Origin of the sequence: Streptacidiphilus sp. MAP12-16 (genome assembly GCF_041262165.1) — a bacterium.
In the GTDB taxonomy this organism is placed as follows: domain Bacteria; phylum Actinomycetota; class Actinomycetes; order Streptomycetales; family Streptomycetaceae; genus Streptacidiphilus.
In genome coordinates, this window is record NZ_JBGCBY010000036.1 from 65380 (window position 1) to 87887 (window position 22508).

The 22508-nt window shown below is 70.3% G+C and carries 19 protein-coding genes and 1 tRNA gene; 14 read left to right on the forward strand and 6 right to left on the reverse strand.

Features of this window, described 5'->3' with window-relative positions; translation table 11 throughout:
• Positions 1-129 precede the first annotated feature (129 nt).
• The 7 genes from ABIA33_RS33450 to ABIA33_RS33480 all read left to right on the forward strand — a co-directional run bounded on the left by ABIA33_RS33450 (position 130) and on the right by ABIA33_RS33480 (position 8476).
• Complete coding sequence (locus ABIA33_RS33450; protein ID WP_370087033.1) at positions 130-402, forward strand: hypothetical protein; 273 nt, start codon at positions 130-132, stop codon at positions 400-402.
• A 532-nt stretch (positions 403-934) separates the two neighbouring features.
• Positions 935-2092, forward strand: a complete 1158-nt coding sequence (locus ABIA33_RS33455; protein WP_370087035.1) for a LacI family DNA-binding transcriptional regulator — start codon at positions 935-937, stop codon at positions 2090-2092.
• Positions 2093-2104: 12 nt separating this feature from the next.
• Positions 2105-3094, forward strand: a complete 990-nt coding sequence (locus ABIA33_RS33460; protein WP_370087038.1) for an ABC transporter permease — start codon at positions 2105-2107, stop codon at positions 3092-3094.
• A 3-nt stretch (positions 3095-3097) separates the two neighbouring features.
• Positions 3098-4171 (forward strand): ABC transporter permease, encoded by a 1074-nt coding sequence (locus tag ABIA33_RS33465; RefSeq protein WP_370087040.1) that lies wholly within the window; start codon positions 3098-3100, stop codon positions 4169-4171.
• The gene (locus ABIA33_RS33470) at positions 4168-5358 is read left to right on the forward strand and encodes an ABC transporter ATP-binding protein (RefSeq protein WP_370087042.1); all 1191 of its coding nucleotides are present in this window, start codon (positions 4168-4170) and stop codon (positions 5356-5358) included. The genes ABIA33_RS33465 and ABIA33_RS33470 overlap by 4 nt, the downstream gene beginning before the upstream one ends.
• Before the next feature lie 77 nt (positions 5359-5435).
• Positions 5436-6461, forward strand: coding sequence for an ABC transporter ATP-binding protein (locus ABIA33_RS33475; RefSeq protein ID WP_370087075.1), 1026 nt, complete (start codon positions 5436-5438; stop codon positions 6459-6461).
• Between the two features lie 296 nt (positions 6462-6757).
• Positions 6758-8476, forward strand: coding sequence for an ABC transporter substrate-binding protein (locus ABIA33_RS33480; protein WP_370087044.1), 1719 nt, complete (start codon positions 6758-6760; stop codon positions 8474-8476).
• Positions 8477-8491: 15 nt separating this feature from the next.
• Here the strand turns inward: ABIA33_RS33480 and ABIA33_RS33485 are convergent, their stop codons facing one another.
• Entirely contained in the window at positions 8492-9370 is an 879-nt protein-coding gene (locus ABIA33_RS33485) for a spermidine synthase (protein WP_370087046.1), read from the reverse strand.
• Between the two features lie 71 nt (positions 9371-9441).
• The gene (locus ABIA33_RS33490) at positions 9442-9849 is read right to left on the reverse strand and encodes a hypothetical protein (protein ID WP_370087048.1); all 408 of its coding nucleotides are present in this window, start codon (positions 9847-9849) and stop codon (positions 9442-9444) included.
• 200 nt (positions 9850-10049) lie between these two features.
• Here ABIA33_RS33490 and ABIA33_RS33495 point away from each other — a divergent pair, with 200 nt between their 5' ends.
• On the forward strand, positions 10050-11381 hold the full coding sequence (locus tag ABIA33_RS33495) for a tetratricopeptide repeat protein (protein ID WP_370087050.1): 1332 nt from the start codon (positions 10050-10052) through the stop codon (positions 11379-11381).
• Positions 11382-11463: 82 nt separating this feature from the next.
• Here ABIA33_RS33495 and ABIA33_RS33500 read toward each other — a convergent pair whose 3' ends face one another.
• A complete protein-coding gene (locus tag ABIA33_RS33500) occupies positions 11464-12102 on the reverse strand; it encodes a histidine phosphatase family protein (RefSeq protein ID WP_370087052.1) in 639 nt (212 codons plus the stop codon).
• A 340-nt stretch (positions 12103-12442) separates the two neighbouring features.
• Between ABIA33_RS33500 and ABIA33_RS33505 the strand changes: the two genes are divergently transcribed.
• From ABIA33_RS33505 to ABIA33_RS33530, 6 genes are all read left to right on the forward strand, one after another.
• Positions 12443-13711, forward strand: a complete 1269-nt coding sequence (locus ABIA33_RS33505) for a hypothetical protein (RefSeq protein WP_370087054.1) — start codon at positions 12443-12445, stop codon at positions 13709-13711.
• Positions 13708-15306 (forward strand): hypothetical protein, encoded by a 1599-nt coding sequence (locus ABIA33_RS33510; protein WP_370087056.1) that lies wholly within the window; start codon positions 13708-13710, stop codon positions 15304-15306. Before ABIA33_RS33505 ends, ABIA33_RS33510 begins: the two co-directional genes overlap by 4 nt.
• A 3-nt stretch (positions 15307-15309) precedes the next feature.
• Positions 15310-16662 carry an AAA family ATPase gene (locus tag ABIA33_RS33515; protein WP_370087058.1) on the forward strand — a complete coding sequence of 451 codons (1353 nt, stop codon included), beginning with the start codon at positions 15310-15312 and terminating at the stop codon, positions 16660-16662.
• 128 nt (positions 16663-16790) lie between these two features.
• Positions 16791-17141 (forward strand): hypothetical protein, encoded by a 351-nt coding sequence (locus tag ABIA33_RS33520; protein WP_370087060.1) that lies wholly within the window; start codon positions 16791-16793, stop codon positions 17139-17141.
• 141 nt (positions 17142-17282) lie between these two features.
• Positions 17283-17984 carry a bifunctional DNA primase/polymerase gene (locus tag ABIA33_RS33525; RefSeq protein ID WP_370087063.1) on the forward strand — a complete coding sequence of 234 codons (702 nt, stop codon included), beginning with the start codon at positions 17283-17285 and terminating at the stop codon, positions 17982-17984.
• Positions 17985-18002: 18 nt separating this feature from the next.
• A tRNA-Lys gene (locus ABIA33_RS33530) sits at positions 18003-18076 on the forward strand.
• A 767-nt stretch (positions 18077-18843) separates the two neighbouring features.
• On the opposite strand, the gene ABIA33_RS33535 is transcribed toward ABIA33_RS33530, so the two are convergent.
• From ABIA33_RS33535 to ABIA33_RS33545, 3 genes are all read right to left on the reverse strand, one after another.
• A complete protein-coding gene (locus ABIA33_RS33535; RefSeq protein WP_370087065.1) occupies positions 18844-19614 on the reverse strand; it encodes a hypothetical protein in 771 nt (256 codons plus the stop codon).
• A gap of 86 nt (positions 19615-19700) precedes the next feature.
• The gene (locus ABIA33_RS33540) at positions 19701-19982 is read right to left on the reverse strand and encodes a hypothetical protein (protein ID WP_370087066.1); all 282 of its coding nucleotides are present in this window, start codon (positions 19980-19982) and stop codon (positions 19701-19703) included.
• A partial coding sequence (locus tag ABIA33_RS33545) for an HYD1 signature containing ADP-ribosyltransferase family protein (RefSeq protein ID WP_370087067.1) occupies positions 19982-22508 on the reverse strand: 2527 nt, incomplete at its 5' end. The genes ABIA33_RS33545 and ABIA33_RS33540, both read right to left, overlap by 1 nt.

Sequence of the window (22508 nt, forward strand, 5' to 3'; positions counted from 1 at the left end):
CGGGTGTCGTAACGGCAGGCGCGGACGGTCGTTGCTTCTGACGAGCGCGTCGGCAGCGACGCGCGTCCTGGACGCACCTGCATGTCCTGCATGCCGTGCGTGCCCTGCAGCTCGACGGAGTTCACCGCCATGCCCCTCTCCCCCGGGTCACGACTGCGTCTGTGGCGCTCCGGCGTTCTGGCGCCCCTGCTGGTCGTCTGCTGGACCGCGCCGCAGGTCGCTCCCGCCTGGGCGGCGCACGGGCCGACCGCCCGGCCCGCGGCCCAGGAGGCGCCGGCGCACGGTCATTCCGCGCGCGGCGGCGCCGGTGACGGCCTGGCCGGGCTGGTACCCATCGCTATAGGCCTGCTGCTCACCGGCGTCGCCGTCTACAAGCACCGCGGCCTGCCCGGCGGGCACTGACGGCGGCCCCCGGCCAGCGCCTCGCCCCCGGACTCCCAGCGGACTCCCTGGAGACTCGCAGGCACGGCTTGAGACGTCTCCAGTAAGCGCTTCCAGATGCGCCGCCGAGGCGCCGAACCGGGCCGTCCGGCACCCGTGCCGACGTCTCCGAACCAGACAGCCCCGGTGTGGTCGGAGGTCGAGCGCGATTCACAAGCCGAAGGGAAGCAGTGGGACCGCGACAGCGCTGCGGCATCCTGAACTCAGCCTCACTGCCAGTGAGAACACGGAATTCGCGGCAGTGCGGCCACCGGTCCAGCGTCGGCTTGACATGCCCCTTCCGTTCATCTCCTGAACACAGATCACCCCTTTCGGGCGCATCCTCCGAAGAAAAGTCACATCACCGTAACGGCGACGACATCCACTCTTGCGGGCTGGACACCTCGGCCCTACCTTCATCCCAGAACGTCTCCAGTAAGCGCTTACGGCACCTCGCCCCCTCCTCCACCGCCGCGGCACCCACCCGGCTCCCCGAACCCACGAGGACCTCCCGATGGACGCACGAGCCACCTCCGGCGCGACGCCGACGATCTACGATGTCGCCCGCCGTGCCGGTGTCTCCATCGCGTCCGTCTCCCGCGTCCTCAACGGAAGGGACAACCCGCGCCCCGCCACCCGGGACCGGGTCCTCAAGGCGATCAGCGAGTTGGGTTTTGTCCCGGACGGCGCCGCACGAGCCCTCAGCAGTCGACTCAAGCAGGTCGTGGGCGTGGTCTTCCGCCGCGTCTACGGCACCGACGACGGCGGCATGTTCGAGGACGAGTCCGAGAGCCTGCTCTTCGGAGACCAGATCAACCGAGGCATCGAGATCGTGGCGCAGCGTCGTGGCTACGACCTTCTCGTCAGCTCGGTCAACATCGACGAACACACCCTGCCCAACCGGATCATGACCATCGCCGGAAAGTGCGACGGCCTGATCCTGCACGACCAGGTGCTCTCCCCCGCCGGGATCGCCAGCATCGCCCGCACCGTGCCCGTGGTCACGCTGGCGGGCGCGGAGGGCGGGCCGGTCGCCAACGTACGCGGCGACAGCGCGACCAGCATGCGGGAGATGGCCCGCCACCTGGTCCAGGACCACGGCTACCGACGGCTGGCCTACATCGCCGGCCACGCGGACAGCCCGGACAACATCGTCCGCGGCCGCTCTTTCACCGCCGAGGTCCAGGCGTTGGGCGGCGAGTGCCTCACCGGCCCCGCCTGGCAGGGCGACTACTCGGCCGGAAGCGGCGTGCAGATCGTCCGAGGCCTGATCGCCCTGGGCGCGACCCTTCCCCGCGCCATCGCCTGCGCCAACGACCAGACCGCACTGGGCGTCATCTACGCCCTTGCCGAACACGGGCTCGACGTCCCCGGCGACGTCGCCGTCACCGGCTTCGACGACCTGCCGTTCGCCCGGCACCTCCGACCCCAGCTGACCACCGTGCGCCAGCCCATCCAGGAGATCGGCGCCAAAGCCTTCGAGGTCCTCCACAGCATGATCACCGCCGACGCGCCAGTATCTGACGCACCATCAAGCTCCGCCGAGGGCGGCAGCACCCGCCGGGACTGGTCGACTCCCCAGGACTTCGTCCTGCCGACCCGGCTGATCCGCCGCGAGAGCTGCGGCTGCCCGCCCGACTCCCGTCCGCCCGTGTGGCGCCAGATCTCCTGAGAGGAGCCGACGTTGACCACCATCCTGCGCCGCCTCGGCTTCTACGCGCTGGCCGCGTTCGCCGCCGTCACGCTGAACTTCTTCCTCCCCCGGATGCTGCCCGGGGACGCCCTGCAGGCCGTCCTCTCGAACATCAGGACGTCCAACATCACCAAGGAGCAACTCGCGGCTCTCTCCGCGCAGTACGGGCTCAACAGCAAGCAGGGCCTGGTTTCGCAGTACCTCACCTACCTGGGCCACCTGCTGCAGGGCAACCTGGGCACGTCGACCTCCAAGTCGGTGTCGGTGACCTCGGTGCTCGGCAACGACCTGCCCTGGACGATCGGGCTGATCGGCTCCGCCACCATCGTCGCCTTCCTGCTCGGGACGCTGCTCGGGATCATCGTGGGCTGGCGGCGCAGCGGCGTCCTGGACGCGCTGCTCCCCGTCGCCACCTTCTTCCAGTCGATCCCGTACTTCATCCTGGCGTTCCTGCTGCTGCTCACCGCCGGCTTCTACTGGAAGCTGTTCCCCTTCGCCGGCGGCTACGAGACCGGCCGCAACTCCTCTCTGGTCGAGGGCTGGAACGGCCCGTTCGTCACCAGCGTGGTGGAGCACGGCACGCTGCCCGCCGCGACGGTCGCACTGGCGTCCATCGCCGGGTGGATCATCGGGATGCGCAACATGATGATCACCACCATGGACGAGGACTACGTCCTGGTCGCGGCCGCCAAGGGCCTGCCGCAGTGGAAGGTCATCGCGGTCGCCGCCCGCAACGCGATCCTGCCGAGCATCTCCAACTTCGCGCTGTCGATCAGCCTGGTGGTGACCGGCTCCATCGTCACCGAGATCGTCTTCTCCTATCCGGGCGTCGGCTACGAGATCTACAACGCCGTCCTCAACACGGACTACCCGATGATGCAGGGCATCCTGCTGGTCGTCACCTTCACGGTGCTCGGCGCGAACCTCCTGGCGGACATCGCCTACGTGATCCTCGACCCGCGTGCCCGCAGGGAGGCCTGACCGATGGCTGCAACCCCGACCACCGCGCAGGCTCCCGCTCCCCGGGCGCGCCGCGGATCCCGAATACCCCGCTCCCCCAAGGTGATCGTCGGCGCTTCGATCCTGGTCGTCTTCGCCCTGGTCGCGATCTTCGGTCCGATGCTCGCCCCGCATGCCGCCGACTGGCAGGCGTCCACCTCCAGCAGCACCCCGCAGCCTCCCTCCGGGACATTCCTGCTGGGCACCGACCAGCAGCAGCACGACGTGTTCTCGCAGGTCCTCGCCGGAGGCCGGGACACCCTGCTGATCGCCTTCTTCGCCGGAGCCGTCGCCACCTTCCTGTCCGTGCTGGTCGGCGTGACCGCCGGCTACGTCGGCGGCTGGGTCGACGAGGCGCTGTCGATCCTGGCCAACATCTTCCTGGCACTGCCCGGTCTGCTGATCCTCATGGTCGCGATGCGGCCGCTGCCGGTGAAGGACACCAACAACCCGCTGATCATCGGCACGGTGATCGCGCTGACCGCCTGGGCCTGGGGGGCGAGGGTGCTGCGCGCGCAGACCCTGGCGCTGCGCAACCAGGACTACGTCGAGTCGGCGCGGGTCATCGGCGAGCGCAAGCCGCGGATCATCGTCTTCGAGATCCTGCCGAACCTGCTGCCCATCCTCGCCTCCTCCTTCATCTTCACGGTGATCTACGGCATCGGCGCCTATGTGTCGCTGTCCTGGCTGGGCGTCATCAACCCCGCCTCGGCGACCTGGGGCACCATGCTGAACAGCGCCCAGTCGTCCAGCGCGATGATCGCCGGCTACTGGTGGTGGTACGCGCCGCCGGCGCTGTGCGTCGCGCTGGTCGGGATCGCGCTGGCGCTTCTGAACTTCGGTATCGACGAGATCATCAACCCCCGGCTGCGGTCGGCCCGGACCAACCGCAAGGGCGTCAGCTACACCCTGGGCCTGACCCCGGTGCTGCGCACGGCGAAGGCCGTCGCACCGGTCATGCCGGTCGCGGCCGTCGCCGCCGTCGCAGCCGGCCCGTCGGACGAGCCCACTCCCGTCGCCACCACCGTCCCCGCCGTCGCGGAAGGAAAGTCCTCGTGAACGCGTCCACCGCCACGGCCGATCCCGTCCTGGAGGTCCGCGACCTGTGCGTCGACTACGGCGTCGGGCCGACCGCCGTCCGCGCCGTCACCGATGCCACGCTCACCCTGCACCGGGGCGAGGTGCTGGGTCTGGCCGGCGAGAGCGGCTCGGGCAAGTCCACGCTGGCCTACGCGCTGACCCGGCTGCTGCGGGCGCCCGGCGTGATCAGCGGCGGGGATGTCCTGTTCCACAACCGGCCGCAGGGCTCGTCGGCCGACCGTACCGAGACGGTGGACCTGCTGGCCGCGGACATCGCCGAACTCCGGCAGATCCGCTGGTCGCAGCTGGCCGTGGTGTTCCAGAGCGCGATGCACGCGCTCAACCCGGTGGCCCGGATCGACGCCCAGCTCACCGACGTGCTCAAGGCGCACCGCAAGGAGATGGACGCTGCCGCCCGCCGCGAGCGCGCGGTCGAGCTGCTCCGCATGGTCGGGATCAGCGCGGACCGGTTGCGCAGTTACCCGCACGAGCTGTCCGGCGGCATGCGGCAGCGCGTCATGATCGCCATGGCCCTGGCGCTGGAGCCGCAGGTCGTGATCATGGACGAGCCGACGACGGCCCTGGACGTGGTGACCCAGCGGGAGATCCTGGAGGAGCTGATGCAGCTCCGCGAACGCCTCGGCTTCGCCATCATCTTCATCACCCACGACCTGTCGCTGCTGATCGAACTCGCCGACTCGATCGCGATCATGTACGCGGGGCGCATCGTCGAACGCGCCGGAGCGAACGAGCTGTTCCACGCCCCCCGCCACCCCTACAGCCTGGGCCTGCTGAACTCCTTTCCCGCACTGCACGGCGAAAGGGTCCGGATGGAGGGCATCCCGGGATCGCCCCCCTCGCTCACCGCACTCCCGGGCGGCTGCTCCTTCCACCCCCGCTGCCCCTACGCCATGGACCGGTGCCGCACCGAGACCCCGGTGCTGGCCGCACCGTCCGGTGAGGCGGCCGGCGCCGCGGCACTCGCCGGCGACCGGAGCTCCGAGCCACGCGTCGCCGCCTGCTGGCTGCAGGACGGCGCCCAGCCGCCGCCCGTGCCGCTGGCACTCCACTCCACCGTCGGCGCCGGCAGCGCCGCCGCCAGCGACGCCGACGCTGCCGGCGCCGATGGCGACGCCACCGCCGAGACCCACGGGAGCGACCTGTGACGCCCATCCTCGACGCCCCCCGCCCCAGCGGCGAGGACACCGTCGTCCACGGCCCGAAGCGCCCCGGCGTCCCCGCCCTGGAGGCCCGCCACCTCACCAAGCACTTCCCCGTCCACCAGCTCCGGCCCTCCCGGGTGAAGCAGGTCGTGCACGCCGTCGAGGACGTCTCGCTGGCGCTGCCGGAGGCCACGGTCACCGCCGTCGTCGGCGAGAGCGGCTCCGGCAAGTCCACACTGGCCCGGCTGCTGACCCAGCTGATCACCCCCACCTCGGGTGAACTCCTGCTGGACGGCCTGCCGGTGGGCACCGGCAGCAAAGCCCGCCGCGAGTACACCCGGCTGGTCCACCTCGTCCTGCAGGACCCCTTCTCCTCGCTCAACGCCGTGCACAGCGTGCGCTACCACCTGGAGCGGCCGCTGAAACTGCACGGCCACGCGGGCAACCGGGACGAGCTCGACGGCAAGGTCAGGCAACTGCTGGAGCGGGTCGCGCTCAGCCCCGCGGACCGATTCATCGACAAGTTCCCGCACGAGCTGTCCGGCGGGCAGCGCCAGCGCGTCGCCATCGCCCGCGGTCTCGCCGTGGAACCCCGTGTGCTGCTCGCCGACGAACCCGTCTCCATGCTCGACGTGTCCATCCGTCTCGGCGTCCTCAACCTGCTGGACGAGCTACGTGAGCGCGAACGGCTGGCCATCCTCTACGTCACCCACGACATCGCGTCCGCCCGCTACCTCGCCGACACTGCCGTGGTGATGTACGCGGGGCAGGTCGTCGAGTCGGGCCCGGCCACCCAGATCACCGACTCGCCCGCGCACCCGTACACCCAGCTGCTGCTCAGCGCGGCGCCCGACCCGGCCCGGGCCGAGCCGCCGGTACTGCGCGGCCGGGGCTCCCCACCGAGCCTGGTGAACCCGCCGAGCGGCTGCCGCTTCCACCCGCGCTGCCCGTTCGCGATGGCCGTCTGCAAGGAGTCGGCTCCGCCGGCCCTGCCGGTGGCCGACGAACAGGTCGCCGCCTGCTGGCTGCACACGACGGAACGTACGGCCGCGCAGTCGAAGCCGCTGGCCACCGCGGCGGCTGACGCGATCGGCACCGGCTCGTAGAACCGCGCAGCCCACACCCCGCACCAGTCAGTACTCAACGAGGAGTCAGACATGGGAGACCCCGCCAGACCCTGCCGGCGCCGGGGCCCGCCTTCGGCCCCGGCGCCGTCGGGCCCGGCCCAGGACGAGGTGCAACTCGTCCAGGGCCACCGTCCGCACCGCGTCACAGGTAACCGCAGCAGTCGCAGATCTCACCCGGAACCACCCAGTCAAGATCCATCACGCCATGACAAAAGACGCCATGGTCGCTCACCACTGGCCGATACCGAGTCGGCCGGACACAAGGAGCGTACGCAATGAGTCGCAACACCACCATCAAGGGCATCGCCCTGGTGGCCGTAGTCGGCCTGGGCCTCACGGCCTGCACCAGCTCCGGCTCGAAGCCCACCACCGGGGGCAGCACCTCCGCGGCTGCCAACGCCAAGACACTGGTCGTGGAGGACAAGCCGGTCCCCTCCTTCACCGAGGACTTCAACCCGCTGGACGGCAACGCCTTCGGCGCCAACGAGAACGCCAACTCGCTCGTCTACGAGCCGCTGTTCATGTTCAACAGCCTGAAGTCCGACCAGGCGCCGATCCCGTGGCTGGGCAAGGGCTACACCTGGTCCAACGGCAACAAGACGCTGACCATGCAGTTGCAGCCCGGAGTCAAGTGGAGCGACGGGCAGGCGTTCAGCTCCGCCGACGTGGCTTTCACCTTCGACCTGCTGCAGAAGAACCCGGCCGCGAACACCAACGGCGTCCCGGCGACGACCAGCGTCACGACACCTGACGACAACACCATCGTGATGAACTTCGCCACCCCGCAGGCAGCGAACTTCGTCGCCATCGGCAACCAGATGATCCTGCCGAAGCACCTGTGGTCCTCGATCAGCAGCCCGGCCACGGCCGTGATCGCCGCCAAGGACGCGATCGGCACCGGGCCGTACGTGGTGGACAAGTTCAGCTCGCAGAACGTCACCTTCAAGGTGAACCCGAGCTACTGGGGCGGGGCGCCCAAGGTCAAGGAGATCTCTTTCCCCGCCTACGCGACCAACGACGCCGCGACCCTCGCACTGTCCTCCGGGCAGATCGACCTCACCGGCAACGACATCAACAACGTCCAGACGACCTTCGTCGCCAAGGACCCGGCCCACAACCACCTGTTCCAGAGCGCCGCGCCGTACTTCCCCGCAGGAAACACGGTGTCGCTGCTGCTCAACAACAAGAGCACCACCGCCCCGGCGCTGGCCGACGTCGCGGTTCGCAAGGCGATCAGCGCCGCGCTGGACCGGCAGTCGATGGCCACCCAGTGCGAGACCAACTACGAGCTCCCCGCCTCCTCCTCGGGCGGGTTGACGCTGCCGATCGACCAGGGGTCGCTCTCCTCCGCGCAGACCAACGACCTCAAGCCGGGCACGGACGCGGGCACCGTCACCTCGCTGCTCACCGCAGCCGGCTGGAGCAAGTCCGGCGGCAAGTGGACCAAGGGCGGCCAGACCATCAAGTTCACGATCATCGATCCCAACTCGTTCAGCGACTACTGGTGCGACGCCCAGGCCATGGTCAAGGAGCTGAACGCGCAGGGCTTCGACGTGAGCGCGAACGGCGCCTTCGACTACAACAGCTGGAACACCGCCATCACCAGCGGCAAGTTCGACGCGGCCCTGCACTGGGGCCAGGGCGTGACCGCGTTCCAGCGACTGCAGTTCATCCTGGACCCGAGCACCACGGCGGCCGTCGGCCAGACGGCGGCCGGTGACTTCGACCGCTACACCAGCCAGCAGGCGAAGGACGCCGTCGCCGCCTACCAGAACGCGGCCGGCCCGAGCGACCAGACCGCGGCCCTGAACACGCTCCAGAAGGTGTTCTCCGACGACGTGCCGGCGGTGCCGGTGCTGTACGGCGCCTCCTGGTACGAGTACAGCTCGGCGAACTTCACCGGCTGGCCCACCTCGGACAACCCGTACATCAACCCCTCGCCGAACAGCCAGGCGTACGAGTACCTGATCCTGCACCTGACCCCCGCGTCCTGAGGGTCGGCAGCACGATCAGTGGTTGAAGGCCTCCGGCGGCGGCACGGGTGAGGGGACCGCGCTGCCGTCCGGGACCGGCACGGCCCCCGCCTGGAAGTCCACCAGGCGGGGGCCGTGCTCGATCCGTCCCGGGAACGGGTCGGTGGCGATACGGCGCGTCAGTTCCTCGACAGGAAGCGGCTGCTGGGCCGCGATCAGCACCAGATTCCCGAAGCGGCGACCCCGCAGCACCGTCGGGTCCGCGATCAGCGCCACCTCGGCGAAGACCGAGCGCAGCGTCGCCACCTGGGCGCGGGCGAAGGCCAGCTTGCCGCCGTCGGTGACGTTGACGGCGTAGCGACCGTCCGGGCGCAGGGCGCGCACAGCCAGCCGTGCGAACTCCACCGAGGCACAGTGCGCCGGGATGCGCGCACCGCTGTAGATGTCGGCGACGACCAGGTCGGCCTGGGCTTCGGGACTGCGGGCGAGGATCTCCCGGGCGTCGCCACCCCGTACCCGGAGCTGCCAGGTGCGGTCCAGAGGGAGCGCGCGGCGGACGAGTTCGGTGAGCGCGGTGTCGATCTCCGCGACCTGCTGACGCGAGCGGGGACGGGTCGAGGCGATGTAGCGGGCGAGGGTCAGCGCGCCGCCGCCCAGGTGCAGAGCGCTGACGGGTTGGCGCGGAGCCGCGGCGAGGTCGGCGAGGTGGCCGAAGCGGCGCTGGTACTCGAACGACAGACGGGTGGGGTCGTCCAGGTCGACATGTGACTGCGGCGTGCCGTCGATCAGCAGCGTCCAGGCACGAGGGCGATCCCGGTCAGGAACGATCTCGGCGAGCCCGGAGGCGACCTGTTCGCTGATCGTCTGCTGGAGCCTCGGCTGGGTGCTGCTGCTGTTCTGCTGCTTGCGGGCCACCTCCTGATTATGCGGGTGACCTGATTCTGCGGGTGACCTGACTGGGCCGGTGCATGGACCGGAACCGCTGGTCAGGCTCCGTCGGAGCCGCTGGCGGCGAGGGTGCGCGCGGCCTCGCCGAGGGCGGCCCGCAGCAGGGCCGGGTCGGTGAGCGCGCGCTCCGGCGAGGGCGGGAGCAGCCAGTGCCGGTCGTCCTCCGGCGGTGTCTGCGTACAGGAGCCGCCGGGCAGGTGCCAGGCGTCGGCAGCGCCGACGGGGATGAGAAAGGAGAGGGTGGAGTCGGCGTCCTCGTGCAGGACCGGGCCGCAGGCGCCGCGTAGGCGCAGGATGTCGACGGTCTCCAGACCCTGCCGTTCGGGCACCTTCACCAGGTCGCAGAACGGGCTGTCGCTGTCGTGCGTGGCCCCGCTGAGCATGGACGCCTCCTTGATGACCGCTGATGACCGCTCGCCGTTGAGTGGTGTGGCGGAATCTGCCATGCACAACGCACGAGTGGGCCGGGGGCCACGGCTGTTACGCCTGCCAAGGCATGGCATTTCATGGCAGAACCTTGTCTTCATGTCCGCTTTGCCTGGAAATCATGGGAAACCCTGCGTGTTCGAGTCGTTGCAGAGGGTACTGTCGTGCTCTCCGCCGCTCACAGAGGCGGATGGGACAGCTCGTTTCAAGGGGGTTCCCCATGACCAGTACCCTCGATCGCTCCCAGAATCCGGTGATGCGCGAGCTCCGCGGGGACCAGTCCCCCGGTGAGTTCGCCGCCGCCGTACGCCGTGCCGCCCGCGAGATCGGCGAACACGTCTCGTGCGACGCACGCTACGTGGGCCGGATCGAGTCGGGGGAGATCAGATGCCCCAACTACGCCTATGAACGGGTCTTCCGACACATGTTCCCCGGTTCCTCCCTGGAGGAGCTCGGCTTCACCTCGCGCCAGCAGGTCCGGCGCAGGGGCAGCCCGTCGGACGCCACGTCCTGGAACCACGAGGAGAACGACGACGTGCATCGACGCACGTTCCTGTCCGGCGGCCCCGCCGCCGTGGCCACCGTGCTCGGCCTGGACCGGGCCGCCCCGCCGGGCAGCGCGCCGCTCACCACGGTGTCGCTCGGCACCAGGGTCGGCGTCGCCGACGCCCGCCGGGTCGAGGAGGCCGTCCGCGAGATCCGGCTGCTGGACGACGTCCACGGCGGCGACTCGCTGTTCGACCGCGCCGGGCGCGTGCTGCGCACCGCATACCAGCTGCTCAACTGCGGCTCCTACGGCCGCGGGGTCGAGCAACGGCTCCAGTCCGCGGCCGGTGAACTGGCCATCTCGGTCGGCTGGCTGGCCCATGACTCGGGTCGCCTCTCCGACGCACGATCCTTCTACGCCGAGGCCCTTGCCACCGCCCGGATGGCCAACGACCCGGCGCTGGAGGCGCACTCCTTTTGCAACAGCGCCTTCCTCGCCCGCGACGCCGGTCGTCCTCGCGAGGCCGTCCGAGCGGCTCAGGCCGCGCATCAGGTCGCTCTGGGCCTGGGGTCGGAGCGACTGCGGTCACTCCTGGCGATGCGCGAGGCCGGCGGCTGGGCCCAGCTCCAGGACCGCGACGCCTGCCGGCGATCGATCACGCTGGCGCAGCGTCTGTACGCGGCGGGGCCTACCGAGGCCGACCCCGAGTGGATGTCCTTCTACGGCGAGGCCGAGTTGGCGGGGCTGGAGGCGCAGTGCTGGTCGGCGCTCGGCGAGTGGGACCGGGCGGCGGCGTGCGCCCGTACCGCGATAGAGCTGCAGCAGCCCCACTTCGTCCGCAACCTGGCGCTCTACACCGCTGAGTTGGCGCACGATCAGCTCGGCCGGGGCGAACTGGCGGCGGCCGCGGACAGCGGCTGCCAGGCCGTGGCGCTGCTCGCCGAGGTGCGGTCGACCCGCATCAGGGACATGGTCGCGGACACTGTCGTGCGGCTGCGCCCGCACCGGTCGGTGCCCGAGGTAGCGGCGCTCGTGAACCGCTACGACGCGGCGCTGGCCGGCTGAACCGGCGGGCTGGGCAGGAGGGCTGAGCAGGAGGGCTGGGCAGGCGAGCTGAGCAGGCCGCCCGTGAAGGCGAGTCGGGCTTCTAGCCGAGGTGCGAACCGTCGTTCCACAGGTCGACTGCTCGGGCTCCGTACTCCCAGGTGAGGATCGACAGCGTCGCCGGGCCCAACGTCAGGCGCTGTCCATAGCCGGGCGGGAGGCCGAGCCAGCGGGCGGTGAGGATGCGCAGGAAGTGGCCGTGGGCGAAGACCACCACGTCGTTGTCGGCGCAGTGCATCGTCGTCGTGTCGGGGGCGGGCAGTCCGCCGTGCTCCGCCGTCCAGGCGATGAACGCGTCGGCTCGGGCGGCGACCTGGTCCAGGGTCTCCCCTCCGGGGACACCGTCGCGCCAGATCAGCCACCCTGGGTGGTCGCTCGCCCGGATCGCCGGACCGGTCCGCCCCTCGTACTGCCCGTAGTCCCATTCGAGCAGGTCAGGACTGTCGACGGCGCGGTCTCCGAAGCCTGCGAGTTCGCAGGTCTCGCGAGCGCGGAGCAGGGGGCTGGTGCGGATCTCGGCGGCGGCGAGGCCGCCCCAGGGTTCGCGCTTGAGCCGGTCGCCGAGACGGCGTGCCATCTCGCGTCCCTCCTCGGTGAGCGGGATGTCGGTCCGGCCGGTGTGCCGCCCGCCGGCGGACCACTCGGTCTCGCCGTGCCGGACCAGCAGGATGCGCGAGGGCACGGATGTCTCCATTCATGGGTGGGGCTGCGGTACACCTCCATGATCCCTGATTCGGCTAGTGCTCCACTGTCGCGGCGAGGCCGCGCACGCCGCAGAGGATCAGGTCGAGTCCGAATGCGTCCCTGCGTCGCGCCGTCGTCGCGCGTCGCGCTGAGCTCAGGGGCGAGGTCGGTGAGGGTGGGGTGCAGGCGCCGGCGGACTCCTGGCGACCGAGTCCCGATTCCCGCAGCAGGACCGCGAGGCGCCGCCTGCCCCTGCTCCGCAGGGCGCACCCGCCCAGGCACCCACGCTGACGCGTCGGCCCCGATTGTCGGTGCCGGATGCAAGACTGATCCGCACCATGAACGACATCACGTCCCGGCACTCCCCGTTGGAGCCTCTGCCGCCGCTCACCCCGCTGGAGCGCAGGCTCGCCGGGCTGCGCGGCGACGCGCCGCAGCGCAGTCTGGACGCCCGCGCGCTGGCCGCGCTCGCGGCGAACCCCGGCTGCGGCCGCCGTGCGGTGCTGGACGCCGCCGGGGTGGACAAGGCCGCACTGGCGACCCGTCTCGGGCATCCCGCTCCCTTCGGCCAGTCGCCGTTCGCCATCAGCCGCGGTCTCAGCTTCGAACGCCGGGTCAAGGCCGACGGCTGCGCGGAGCTGCTGGAGCTGCTGCGACGGCACCTCCGCCTGCCCGCCCCCTTCGGCCTACCCGATGACGACTCCCCCGTCGAGATCGCCGAGCTCGTCACGGACCCCGGGCTTCCGGCGAGCCGCGTCGCCAGCACCCGTGAGGCGCTGGCGCGGGCCGCCGCCCGCCCCGGCGTGTGGACCCTCCTCGACCACCCCCTGCTGCGCCTGCAGGTGGCCGGTTCGGCGGCGCATCTGGAGCCGGACCTCATCGTGGTCCGTCCCGACGGTCGCTGGACGGTCGTGGAGATCAAGTCCTTCCCGATCCTGGACGGCGGCGCGGACCCGGCCAAGGTCGGCGCGGCCGCACGCCAGGCCGCCGTGTACGTGCTGGCGCTGCGCGAGACCGCGGCGGAACTCGCAGGGGTGAGGCCCGAGGACCGTGCCCGCAGTCCCTACCAGGACCCGGAGGGCCTCGCGGGCGCTCCCGACACCACCGCGCTGCTGGTCTGCCCCAAGGACTTCTCCAACCGCGCCACCGCCGCCCCCGTCGACGTCCGCAAGGCGATGGCCGTCACCCGCCGCCAGCTCGACCGGCTCACCCGGGTCGAGCGGCTGCTCGACGTTCTCCCGCCCGGCGCGGCCTTCGACGCGACTCGGACGGACGAGGAACTGACCGCTGCGGTCGGCGCGATGACCGCGGCCTACTCGCCGGACTGCCTCGCCAGCTGCGAGCTCAGCTTCCACTGCCGTGACGAGGCCCGCTGCGCCGGCTCCGTGGAGACGCTGGGACGCGGGGTGCGAGGCGAGCTCGGCAGCCTCGGCACGGTCGAGCAGGCGCTGGACGCCGCCACCGGTGCTCACGGCCACACCGCTGGCGACGACGGCGACGCCGAGTCCGCCGCCCGGCTCGCACACGCCGCCGCGCTCCGCGCCGAAGCGCTCGCCGCCGTCCCGGCAGCCGCCGCCCCGGCAGCCCCGGTGGGGGAGGGTGCGTGAGTCTGCTGACCACCCTCGCCCGGCTGGAGGCTGTCCGCAGCGGCCACGCCGAACCCCTGGCCACGGTGCGGCATCGGCATCTCACCGAGCGGCCGATGGTGCTGGTCCCGCTCGCCGCAGCAGGCGAAGCCGGTGCACCGTTGGCCCTGCTGCTGGGCCGCGACCGTGAACACCCGACCCTGCTGACGGTTCCTCAACCACTGGACCGGGACCGGCGCTTCGCCTTCCTCGCGGATCTCGCCGCCGAGCTGCTCCCCTATCTGGAGGGCTTCGGCGAGCACGTCGACCTGATCTCCAGGGAGGCCAGGGATCCGGACACCGGCGAGAAGACCGAGGTGGTGCGCGAGCTCTGCGCCGACGCACCGCAGCTCATCGTGCCCAGCCTCGGCGGAGTCGAGTTCCTGGGGCTGCTGGGCCGCTCCACCCGCTTCCGTCGCACCACGGAGGATCCGGACCCGGGCCCCTATCCGGCCCCGGCCCGCGTGCCGCTGCTCGGCCGCTGGCTCACACATCTGCGGGAACGCGCACAGGTCCCCGGCTCCTCGCTGCTGCTGGCGATGACGAACCTGCTCGGACGGCACTGGGCCACCGGCCAGAGCGCCCTGGAGGACCAGCATCTGGGCGCGGCGCTCGGCTGGATCGCCCCACCACCCGGTCTCAGCGGCGCGGAAGCCGCCCTCCACGCGGAGACCGCGCGCGACGGCGGCCAACTGCTCTGCCCGCCGGCAGGTCCGGCCACCGACCCGCGTTTCGACAGCGGGCTGCTCGCCCCGGCGATCACCCGCTACGACGCCGCCCGCCAACTGGGCGGGGCAGGCGCGACGGCAACGGCGAAGGCCCGGGAGCAGGACATCGACGACCTGCTGGCGAGCATCCTGCTCCCCACCTGGGAGCGGATGTGGCAGGGCCTCGACCTGCTCCGCGCCCTGCCACCGGCAGCACATCTCCCGGAGCGGTGGGAGGGTGACCGCTGGTCCTACACCTCCCACCGTGACCGTGTCGCCGCCGGGGAGCCGCCCCAGCCGGTCCGCGACGACGCGGTGACCGCCGCCCGCAAGCTCGCCCAGCGCGAGCGGGAGCAGACCAGGCTGGACATCCAGGAGGCGCTGGACGATCCGCTCGCCATGGCCGAGCACCGCCTCGCCGGGGAGGCACTGGCCGGCGTCGTCGTCGACGTCGAACCCGCCTACGACACCTCCGGCCGCAGCCCCAAGCCCCGGCCGCTGGTCACGATCCGCACCGACGACCGTCCGCACGCGGGCTTCGCGGATTCGCAGTCCGGACGGGAGCTGCACCGCGCGGGCGGCCCGACCGCGCAGAAGGCGGAAATGGTGGCGGCCGACGCCGCCGAGGGCACGGTCACCGTCCGCCTGGTGAGCGGGATGGGCCGGAAGAAGGAACCCGAGCCGGGTAGCGTCCCCGAGCCCGGCGACCAGATCTGCTTCACCCTGTTCGAGTTGACGGCACGTCAGTCCGCGCCGCTGCCCGAGCCCGAGGACACTCCGTGGACCCACGGCGGCCCGCCGCAGCGGGTCGAACCTACCGTCGCGTCCGGCTCCGGCTTCGGTACCGGCCCCGGCGAAGAAGGGGCCTAGCCCGTGACCCCCCTGTCACCCGCACCCGCCGCGCCCGGCGGTCCCGCTGCCGAGGCCGAGCAGGCGGTCGCTGCGATCCTGGAGGCGACCCTGCACGGTGCCGAGCGCGGCACCGTCGTCGACTCCCCGCCAGGAGCGGGGAAGTCCACACTGGTCGTACGGGCCGCAACGAAACTGGTCGGCGCAGGCGAGCGGCTGATGATCGTCGCGCAGACCAACAGCCAGGTGGACGACCTGGTGGACCGCCTCGCGACCGCGGATCCCGCGCTGACCGTCGGTCGGCTGCACGGCGCCGACGCGGCCCCCGCCCCGGAAGCCCTGCGCCACCCGGCGGTCACCGCCTCCACCAAGGTCGCCGACCTGCTCGACTGCTCCGTGGTGGTGTCCACCGCCGCCAAGTGGCAGTGGGTCAAGGACGTCGATCCGTGGCGGCACGCGATCGTCGACGAGGCGTACCAGATGCGTTCCGACGCCCTGCTCGCTGTGGCCCGATTGTTCGAGCGCGCCCTGTTCGTCGGCGACCCCGGTCAGCTGGACCCGTTCTCGATCGTCGGCACGGACCAGTGGGCGCGTCTGAGCTACGACCCGTCCAGCAGCGCGGTGGTGACGCTCCTCGCCCACAACCCGCGGATCGTGCCGCACCGGCTTCCGGTGTCCTGGCGGCTCCCGGCCTCCGCCGCGCCGCTGATCTCGGCTGCGTTCTACCCGTATGCGCCGTTCCGCTCGGGGACCGGCCCCGGCGACCGTCTGCTGACCCTTGCCGCCGGGGACAGTTCACCGACCGACCGTGTGATCGACATCGCCGCCGAGTCGGGCTGGGGACTGCTGGAACTGCCGGCCCGGCACACCGTGCGCACCGACCCGGAGGCGGTGCGGGCGCTCGCTCTGATCGTCCAGCGGCTACTGGACCGGCGCGGCACCAGCGTGTCCGAGCGCGGCAGCACCCCGCTCACCGCCGACCGGATCGCCGTGGGGACCGCCCACCGCGACCAGGCCGCCGCCGTCCGTACGGCGCTCGCCGCGCTGGGCGTTCCCACCAGCGGTGCGGGTGGCGTGACCGTGGACACAGCAAACCGGCTGCAGGGCCGCGAGTACGATGTCACCGTCGTGCTGCATCCGCTGTCGGGGCGGCCCGACGCGACCGCCTTCCATCTGGAGACCGGCCGGTTGTGCGTGCTGGCGTCCCGCCATCGGCACGCCTGCATCGTCGTCGCCAGGGCGGGCATTGCCGAACTGCTGGACGAGCACCCGTCGACGGAGCCGGTTCAGCTCGGCGTCACGGTGAAGTTCCCCGACGGCTGGACCGCCAACCACGCGGTGCTGGAGCACCTGAGCGAGCACCGTGTAGGTGCCTGAACAGGCATGGTAGGTGGCACTGTTCCCTCTGTGGCCGACTGCCCCGACAATGGAACGCGGCCCGCAGACTCACCCGTTCCCACAACCACAGCGAACGACCACAACGGAACGACCGCACGGAGGTGCCCATGTCCGACTCCCCCGCCGACCGCTCGCCGCAGCGGAGGCTGAGACCCGTTCCGCTGCGCTTCGAGCCCGGCCTGGCGGAGCCGGAAGAGGAGCACTTCTTTGACCTGGAGTCGATCGAGGACCCGCGCGAGCTGCTCAACCGTTCGACCGAGCTGGCGCTGGCCTTCCGGGCCGCGACCGAGCGGGCGATCGAGTTCCAGGCGCTGGCCGCGGCGCAGCTCGCCGACACCCGCCGCTTCGACAGCCTGAGCTTCGAGGAGATCGCCGCCCGCGCGGACTGGACTCCGGACTACGCCGCCAAGATGGTCGAGCACGGGCGGGGGCTCCAGCGGCAGCGCCGCCACACCTGAGCCGCGCCCGGGCTCAACTGCTCCAGGGCGGGCCGACTGGCATATGCCGGAGAGGATACGCCGTACCCGCTCGACCTGTCCGGCGTTCCCGACTTCCCGTCCCCGTCACGACGGCGCCCCGGTAGCTGTAGGGGTGTGGACATGTGGACGCACCAGTCGATCGAGTATGTCACCGTTGCCGGGGAGGCCTGGCTGGCCTCGGCGAGCGAGTATCCGCGCAGCATGCGCGCGCTGTGGGAGTCCCAGCCCTGGGCGCCCACCGTGCTGCCCTGCGGGCGCACGTTCGACGTCGTGAACCTGGCCGGAGTGTTTGGCCGACGGGTTCTCGACGAACTGTGGGAGTCCGGCCCCGGCTGTGGCCCGGTCGCCACCCACCGCGGCCGGGTCCTGGTCTTCACCCAGGTCGGTACGGCCCAGCGGCTGCGCACACTGCTGGTGTGGGAGGAGTGGGCTCGCGGCGTGCCGCCCGTGCTGTGCCACGGCGCGGGGGACGCGATCACCGTGCCTCCGGTCCAGCGGATGATCGACGCGCCCGAAGGCCCCAACCGCTGGATCGTCGCGCCGGACACCCGCGAACCCTGGCTCCCCGGCGCCTCCGTACTGCTGTGGGCCTGCGTCCGCGCCGCCCGCGCGAGCGCCCACGCCGCAGACACCGACCGCCCCGACGGGCACGCTGCGCGCACCGCCGCCGCACCGCCACCCGCTCCCGCACCCGCCCGCACCAGCACGCCGCTCACCTCCCACCCGCTCCATCTCGTCAACGCCCGGAGCCCCGAACCCGAGCGCCAGCCACAGCACAGCACCGCCGGAAACGATTTTTGCTCCCCTCCGCCAAGCTGCTAAAGTCAACGACGTCAGCAGGCGCCGCTAGCTCAGTTGGTTAGAGCAGCTGACTCTTAATCAGCGGGTCCGGGGTTCGAGTCCCTGGCGGCGCACAGACAGAAGGCAGTTTGACCAGGGCTTTCTCGCTTCGGCGAGGGGGCCCTGGTTGCTTTTTCAGCCGCTGGTGGGAGCCAGGTGGGAGCGCCGGTACAAACCCGGTACATGCGAAATCAGCTGGTCGGCTGTTTGCCCCGAGAAGAGCCTGACGATGGGAGCGGGCGGGCCCCGCTCGCGGCGGCGAGCAGGACCCGCGGATGGTCACGGTCGTGTAGGGGTCAGGCCATGACCGCGCTTCCTTCGTCGGGTTCGTCGTCCTGTCCCTCCCCTTGTACAACCTCCCTCGGCGTTTTCGACGATGTCGGAGATGGCTTCGGGGGCCGCCGGCTTCAGCTTGTCGACGGCGCTGGTGTAGGTGTCGAGGGTGATCGCGGACGATGAGTGTCCGAGGAGGTCCTGGACGACCTTGTGGTTCACCTCGGCGGCGAGGGCCTAGGTGGCGGCACCGTGCCTCAGGTCGGCGCATGCCGGTGGGGGCGATGAGTCGGAACATGGCGTGCAGGAGAGCGCGGAGCGAAGGGTGGCGCGGATGCTGTGTTGGGAGGAGGAGCCGACGGTGCGCCGGTGCGCCGGCAGGGCGGCGAGTTGGAGCCGCAGCCCTCGGGCGAGTTCGCGGTAGCGGTGCGCGAGGCGATGCCGAGATGCAGGGCGAGGTACTTGCGGAGGCGTTGGCGTGGATGTGCGTCTCTTACGCCTGCGGGCTCGCGGCTGCCCTGCACGGCGAAGCGCGATCTACGCCGTGAGCAAATGGGAGCCCGGTCGGTCACATGCCGAACTTGGCGCCGTCCAGGATCTCGCTCGACGATGGTGGGGTAAGCGTCACCGGCTTGTTGTAATCAGAGAGGTTCACCCTACTGGGATTAGCTCCGCCGCTGGTTACCCTCAGGATCTCCGGAGTGGCGCTGTCGGAGACCGTCACTATAGAAGTCGACGCGTCGTCCATCGCCAGCGCCTTCTGTCCGTTGACGGTGACGGCGATGCCCTTGGTCAGCCCGGACACATCCCCCACCGCCTTGACCAGGCTCTTGTTCACGTCGCATAGATCGGCAAGCGAAGCCATCCTGCTGTTCGTCGTCGTGGTCTCCAAGTACTTGCCGGTGAGCGCCCCGAGGGTGGCAGGGTCGCTCCCGCCCGCCGCTTTCCAGAAAGCAGCATCTGGCTTCAACCAGAACTTGGTGCCGATGACCACGATCTGGAATGAACCGGCGCTTCCCTTGGAGATCTTTCCCGTACAGCCCCGGCCAGAGGCGAGCGACAGGTCCCAGGAGACTGATGCGCCGGAGTCCATGCCGCTGCCGATCATGCGGACGGACGAGGCCGCTTTGAGATCAGCAATAGCCCTCGTCCCTATCTCGGCACCGCTGAGCCCCTCCAGCGTCCCAGCCGCCGACGAGGGCGCATTCGCTGCTCCTGATGCGGCACCCGAGGCGACCCGCCCCGCCGTCGCGCCGGTGCTCCTGCTCGCGCAGGCAGTGGCACCAACCGCGAGCGCAGCACCGAGAATCGCAACCGCAGTTTTCTGACCCTTGTTCATGAAGCGTTTCCCACCCTGGTTTCCAATCGATTGCGCCACAACTGCCCACGCACGCATGGGCGCGGCACTGCCGCCACCGCGCCCCGTCACGTGCGGCGGGCACGCACCCATGCCGCCTCGAACTCTGCGGCGGTGATGGTCTCCGCGTGGAACTCCTCCTGGGAGTTGATCTCCCCCAAATCCGGGAACGGGACCTCGCCCAGGCCGATCGTGTCCGTGTCCCGGCTGGCATCGGCCCAGTCGAGCCGTCCATCCCGGTAGACCTCGACCTTGCGGACCTCGTAGCGGTCATCGCCGAGTTCGCTGAAGACCTCCACCGGCTCCTCCGCGAACTCGTGCTCCCAGCGCACCTTCACGTACGACGTCATCAGTTCTGCCCCCAGCTCACGATGCGGTTGCTCACGTCGAGGGGACCCGAGTTGGGAACCACGAACACATTCGCCCGTCCCTCGATCACTTCCAGGCCGGTCACGTCGATCTCCAGGTAGTGGCTGAACCGGGCGCCCAAGAAGCCCATCCTCACGAAACGATACGCGAGCTGCCCATTACGCAAGGTTCCCGGCGCGATGTCCGACAAGTACTGTCCGTCACCATATCTGGCATCATTCGGGTTCACGCTCTTCAACGAGGGACGCAACTCGCCGCTATCGCGGATGCCCTGCTGCCCCGCCTCGTTCGTGTAGTGGTACAGAGTCCGAGGCGCCGCTCCCGACTCCGGCTGAACAGCTGCGCTCGTATCATCGACATACGACTTTTTGTCAGCTGCGCCCTGACCTTCAACCGACCCCTTGGCGGGGGCACCCGTCTTCGTTGCTGGGGTTCCCGTGTGCGGGTCTGTTGGATGGCTGGCGGCCCACTGCTTGGCCATGGCGGCGGCGTTTTCATCGGCGACCGCCTGTTGGTTGGCAAGGGACTTCGCGGCTGCTGCAGCCTCTGCTTTTGCCGCTGCGCGGTTGAGTTGATTTGCTTCTCGTGTGGCGGTCGCGGCTGCGTTCTCCTGCTGGTTGGCTGGGTGATCCCCAACTTTGCTGCCGTCGGACAGTGTGGCGTTCTCGTTAACCAATCCACCGTCCGGCGCGACAATGGTTTCTCCTCCCCCGTCAAGTGGGCAGGGGACGAGGCCGCACATTGCTGCTGCCCCACCGGCGAGGGTTGCCTCCTCGCACGCAGGTGCTGCGGGCCCCGTGTCCAAGCAGGCGCCGATCGCTGTAATTGTCGCAAGTCCGATGAATACGGCGCCGGCGTAGTTTCCTACCGTCTCAATTGTGCTCGAACCTGAGTTCGTAGTGCCCGAGGTATTTCCGTTAGAGGTGTTCGTGGGGGCGGGAGTGGGGGTTGGGGTCGGTGGGTTGCAGTCGGTGCCGGCGTAGTCACAGTTTCCGTGGGAGCCGGCGGGGTCCAGCCCGTTGGGGTCGCTGCCTGAGGCCGGGTTGTCTGCGGCGTAGGTGTAGCCGCCCATTTGGTTGGGGTCGCCGGCTTGGAAGAGGGGGTCGGGGGTGAGGAATCGGCCTTGGGTGGGGTCGTAGTTGCGTGCGCCGAGGAGGTTGAGGCCGGTGGTGGCGTCGGTGGGCTGGCCGAGGAAGCCGTGGTTTTCGCTCTTGTCGCCCCAGGTGGTGGGGGCGGTGCCGCGGGGGTTGCCGTAGGGGTCGTAGTAGCGGCGGGTGACGGCGTCGGTGGCGGCGTTGATCAGTGTCGTGGCGGTGCCCTGGGTGTTGCTGACCTGGTAGTTGAGGGTGCCGGACTGGTCGCGGGTGATGGTGGTGCCGTCGGGGCCCGGGTAGTTGCGCAGGGCGTTGACGGCGGTGTTCCCGCCGCTGGTGTATTGGGTGATCTGTTCGGCGCCACCGAACAGATACAGGATTTTGGTGCCGGGTCCGGTCTGTTCCAGGAGGCTTCCGCTGGCGTCGTAGAGGTAGCTGGTGTTGCCCTTGCCGGTGGTGGTGACGCTTTGGGTGCGGCCTTCGGGGTCGTAGGTCAGGGTCTGGCTGGCACCGGCAAGGGTGGCGTTGCCGGTGGCGGTTCGGGCGGTGGTGTTGCCGGCGTTGGTTGTGCTGTTGGGTTCGGTGTAGCCGGGGGTGAGGGTGCCGGTGCCGGTGGTGGGGTTGCTGGTGGTGGTGGGGCCGGCTTGGTTGGGCTGGTTGGCGGTGGTGGTGGCGTCGGTGCCGTTGTAGGTGGTGCTCTGGGTGGTGTTGTTGAGGGCGTTTCCGCTGGTGTTGTGGTTGACCATGCCGGTGCGGTCGCCCAGCAGGTCGTAGGTGTAGCTCTGCCAGTACGCGGCCGGGCCGCCCACCGTGGTGGTGGTGATGGGTGCGGTGGCGGTGGTCTGCGGGGTGGCGGTGTTGCAGCTGCCGACGTTGCCCACGGTGGTGCTGGTGGGGTTGGTGATTCCCGCGGTGTCGGACCATGCCTGGGTCAGGCGTTGGAAGCTGTCGTAGCTGAAGCACTGGGTGTCGTGGACGGTTGCGCCGTTCTGTGCGTCGTCGACGGCGGTGAGTGCACCGGCCTGGTTGTAGCGGTAGTTGACCGTGTCGGTGACGCTGTTGGGATTCTGCAGGCTGGCGGTGGTGGTGTCCAGGCGCCCGGTGGTGTCGTCGTAGGCGGCGGTGGTGGTCAGTTCCTCGCCGGTCTTGCCGTAGTAGGCCCCGACGGTGCGGCCGAACGCGTCGTGGACGACGGTGTCGAGGTAGCCGGCGCCGGTGGAGGAGCCGAATCCGTGGAGACCGCCCTGCAGGTTGTAGGAGTAGCCGACGCTTTCGGAGGGCAGTCCGGCGTCGGCGTTGTACTGGGTGTAGGCCAGCAGGCGGGTCTGTCTTTTTCTTTGTGTATGGCTGGTGCGGTGGTTGCTGTCGTGCTGTTTGGTGGCTCTTACTGCTGGGTGACGCGATCGCCGTAGA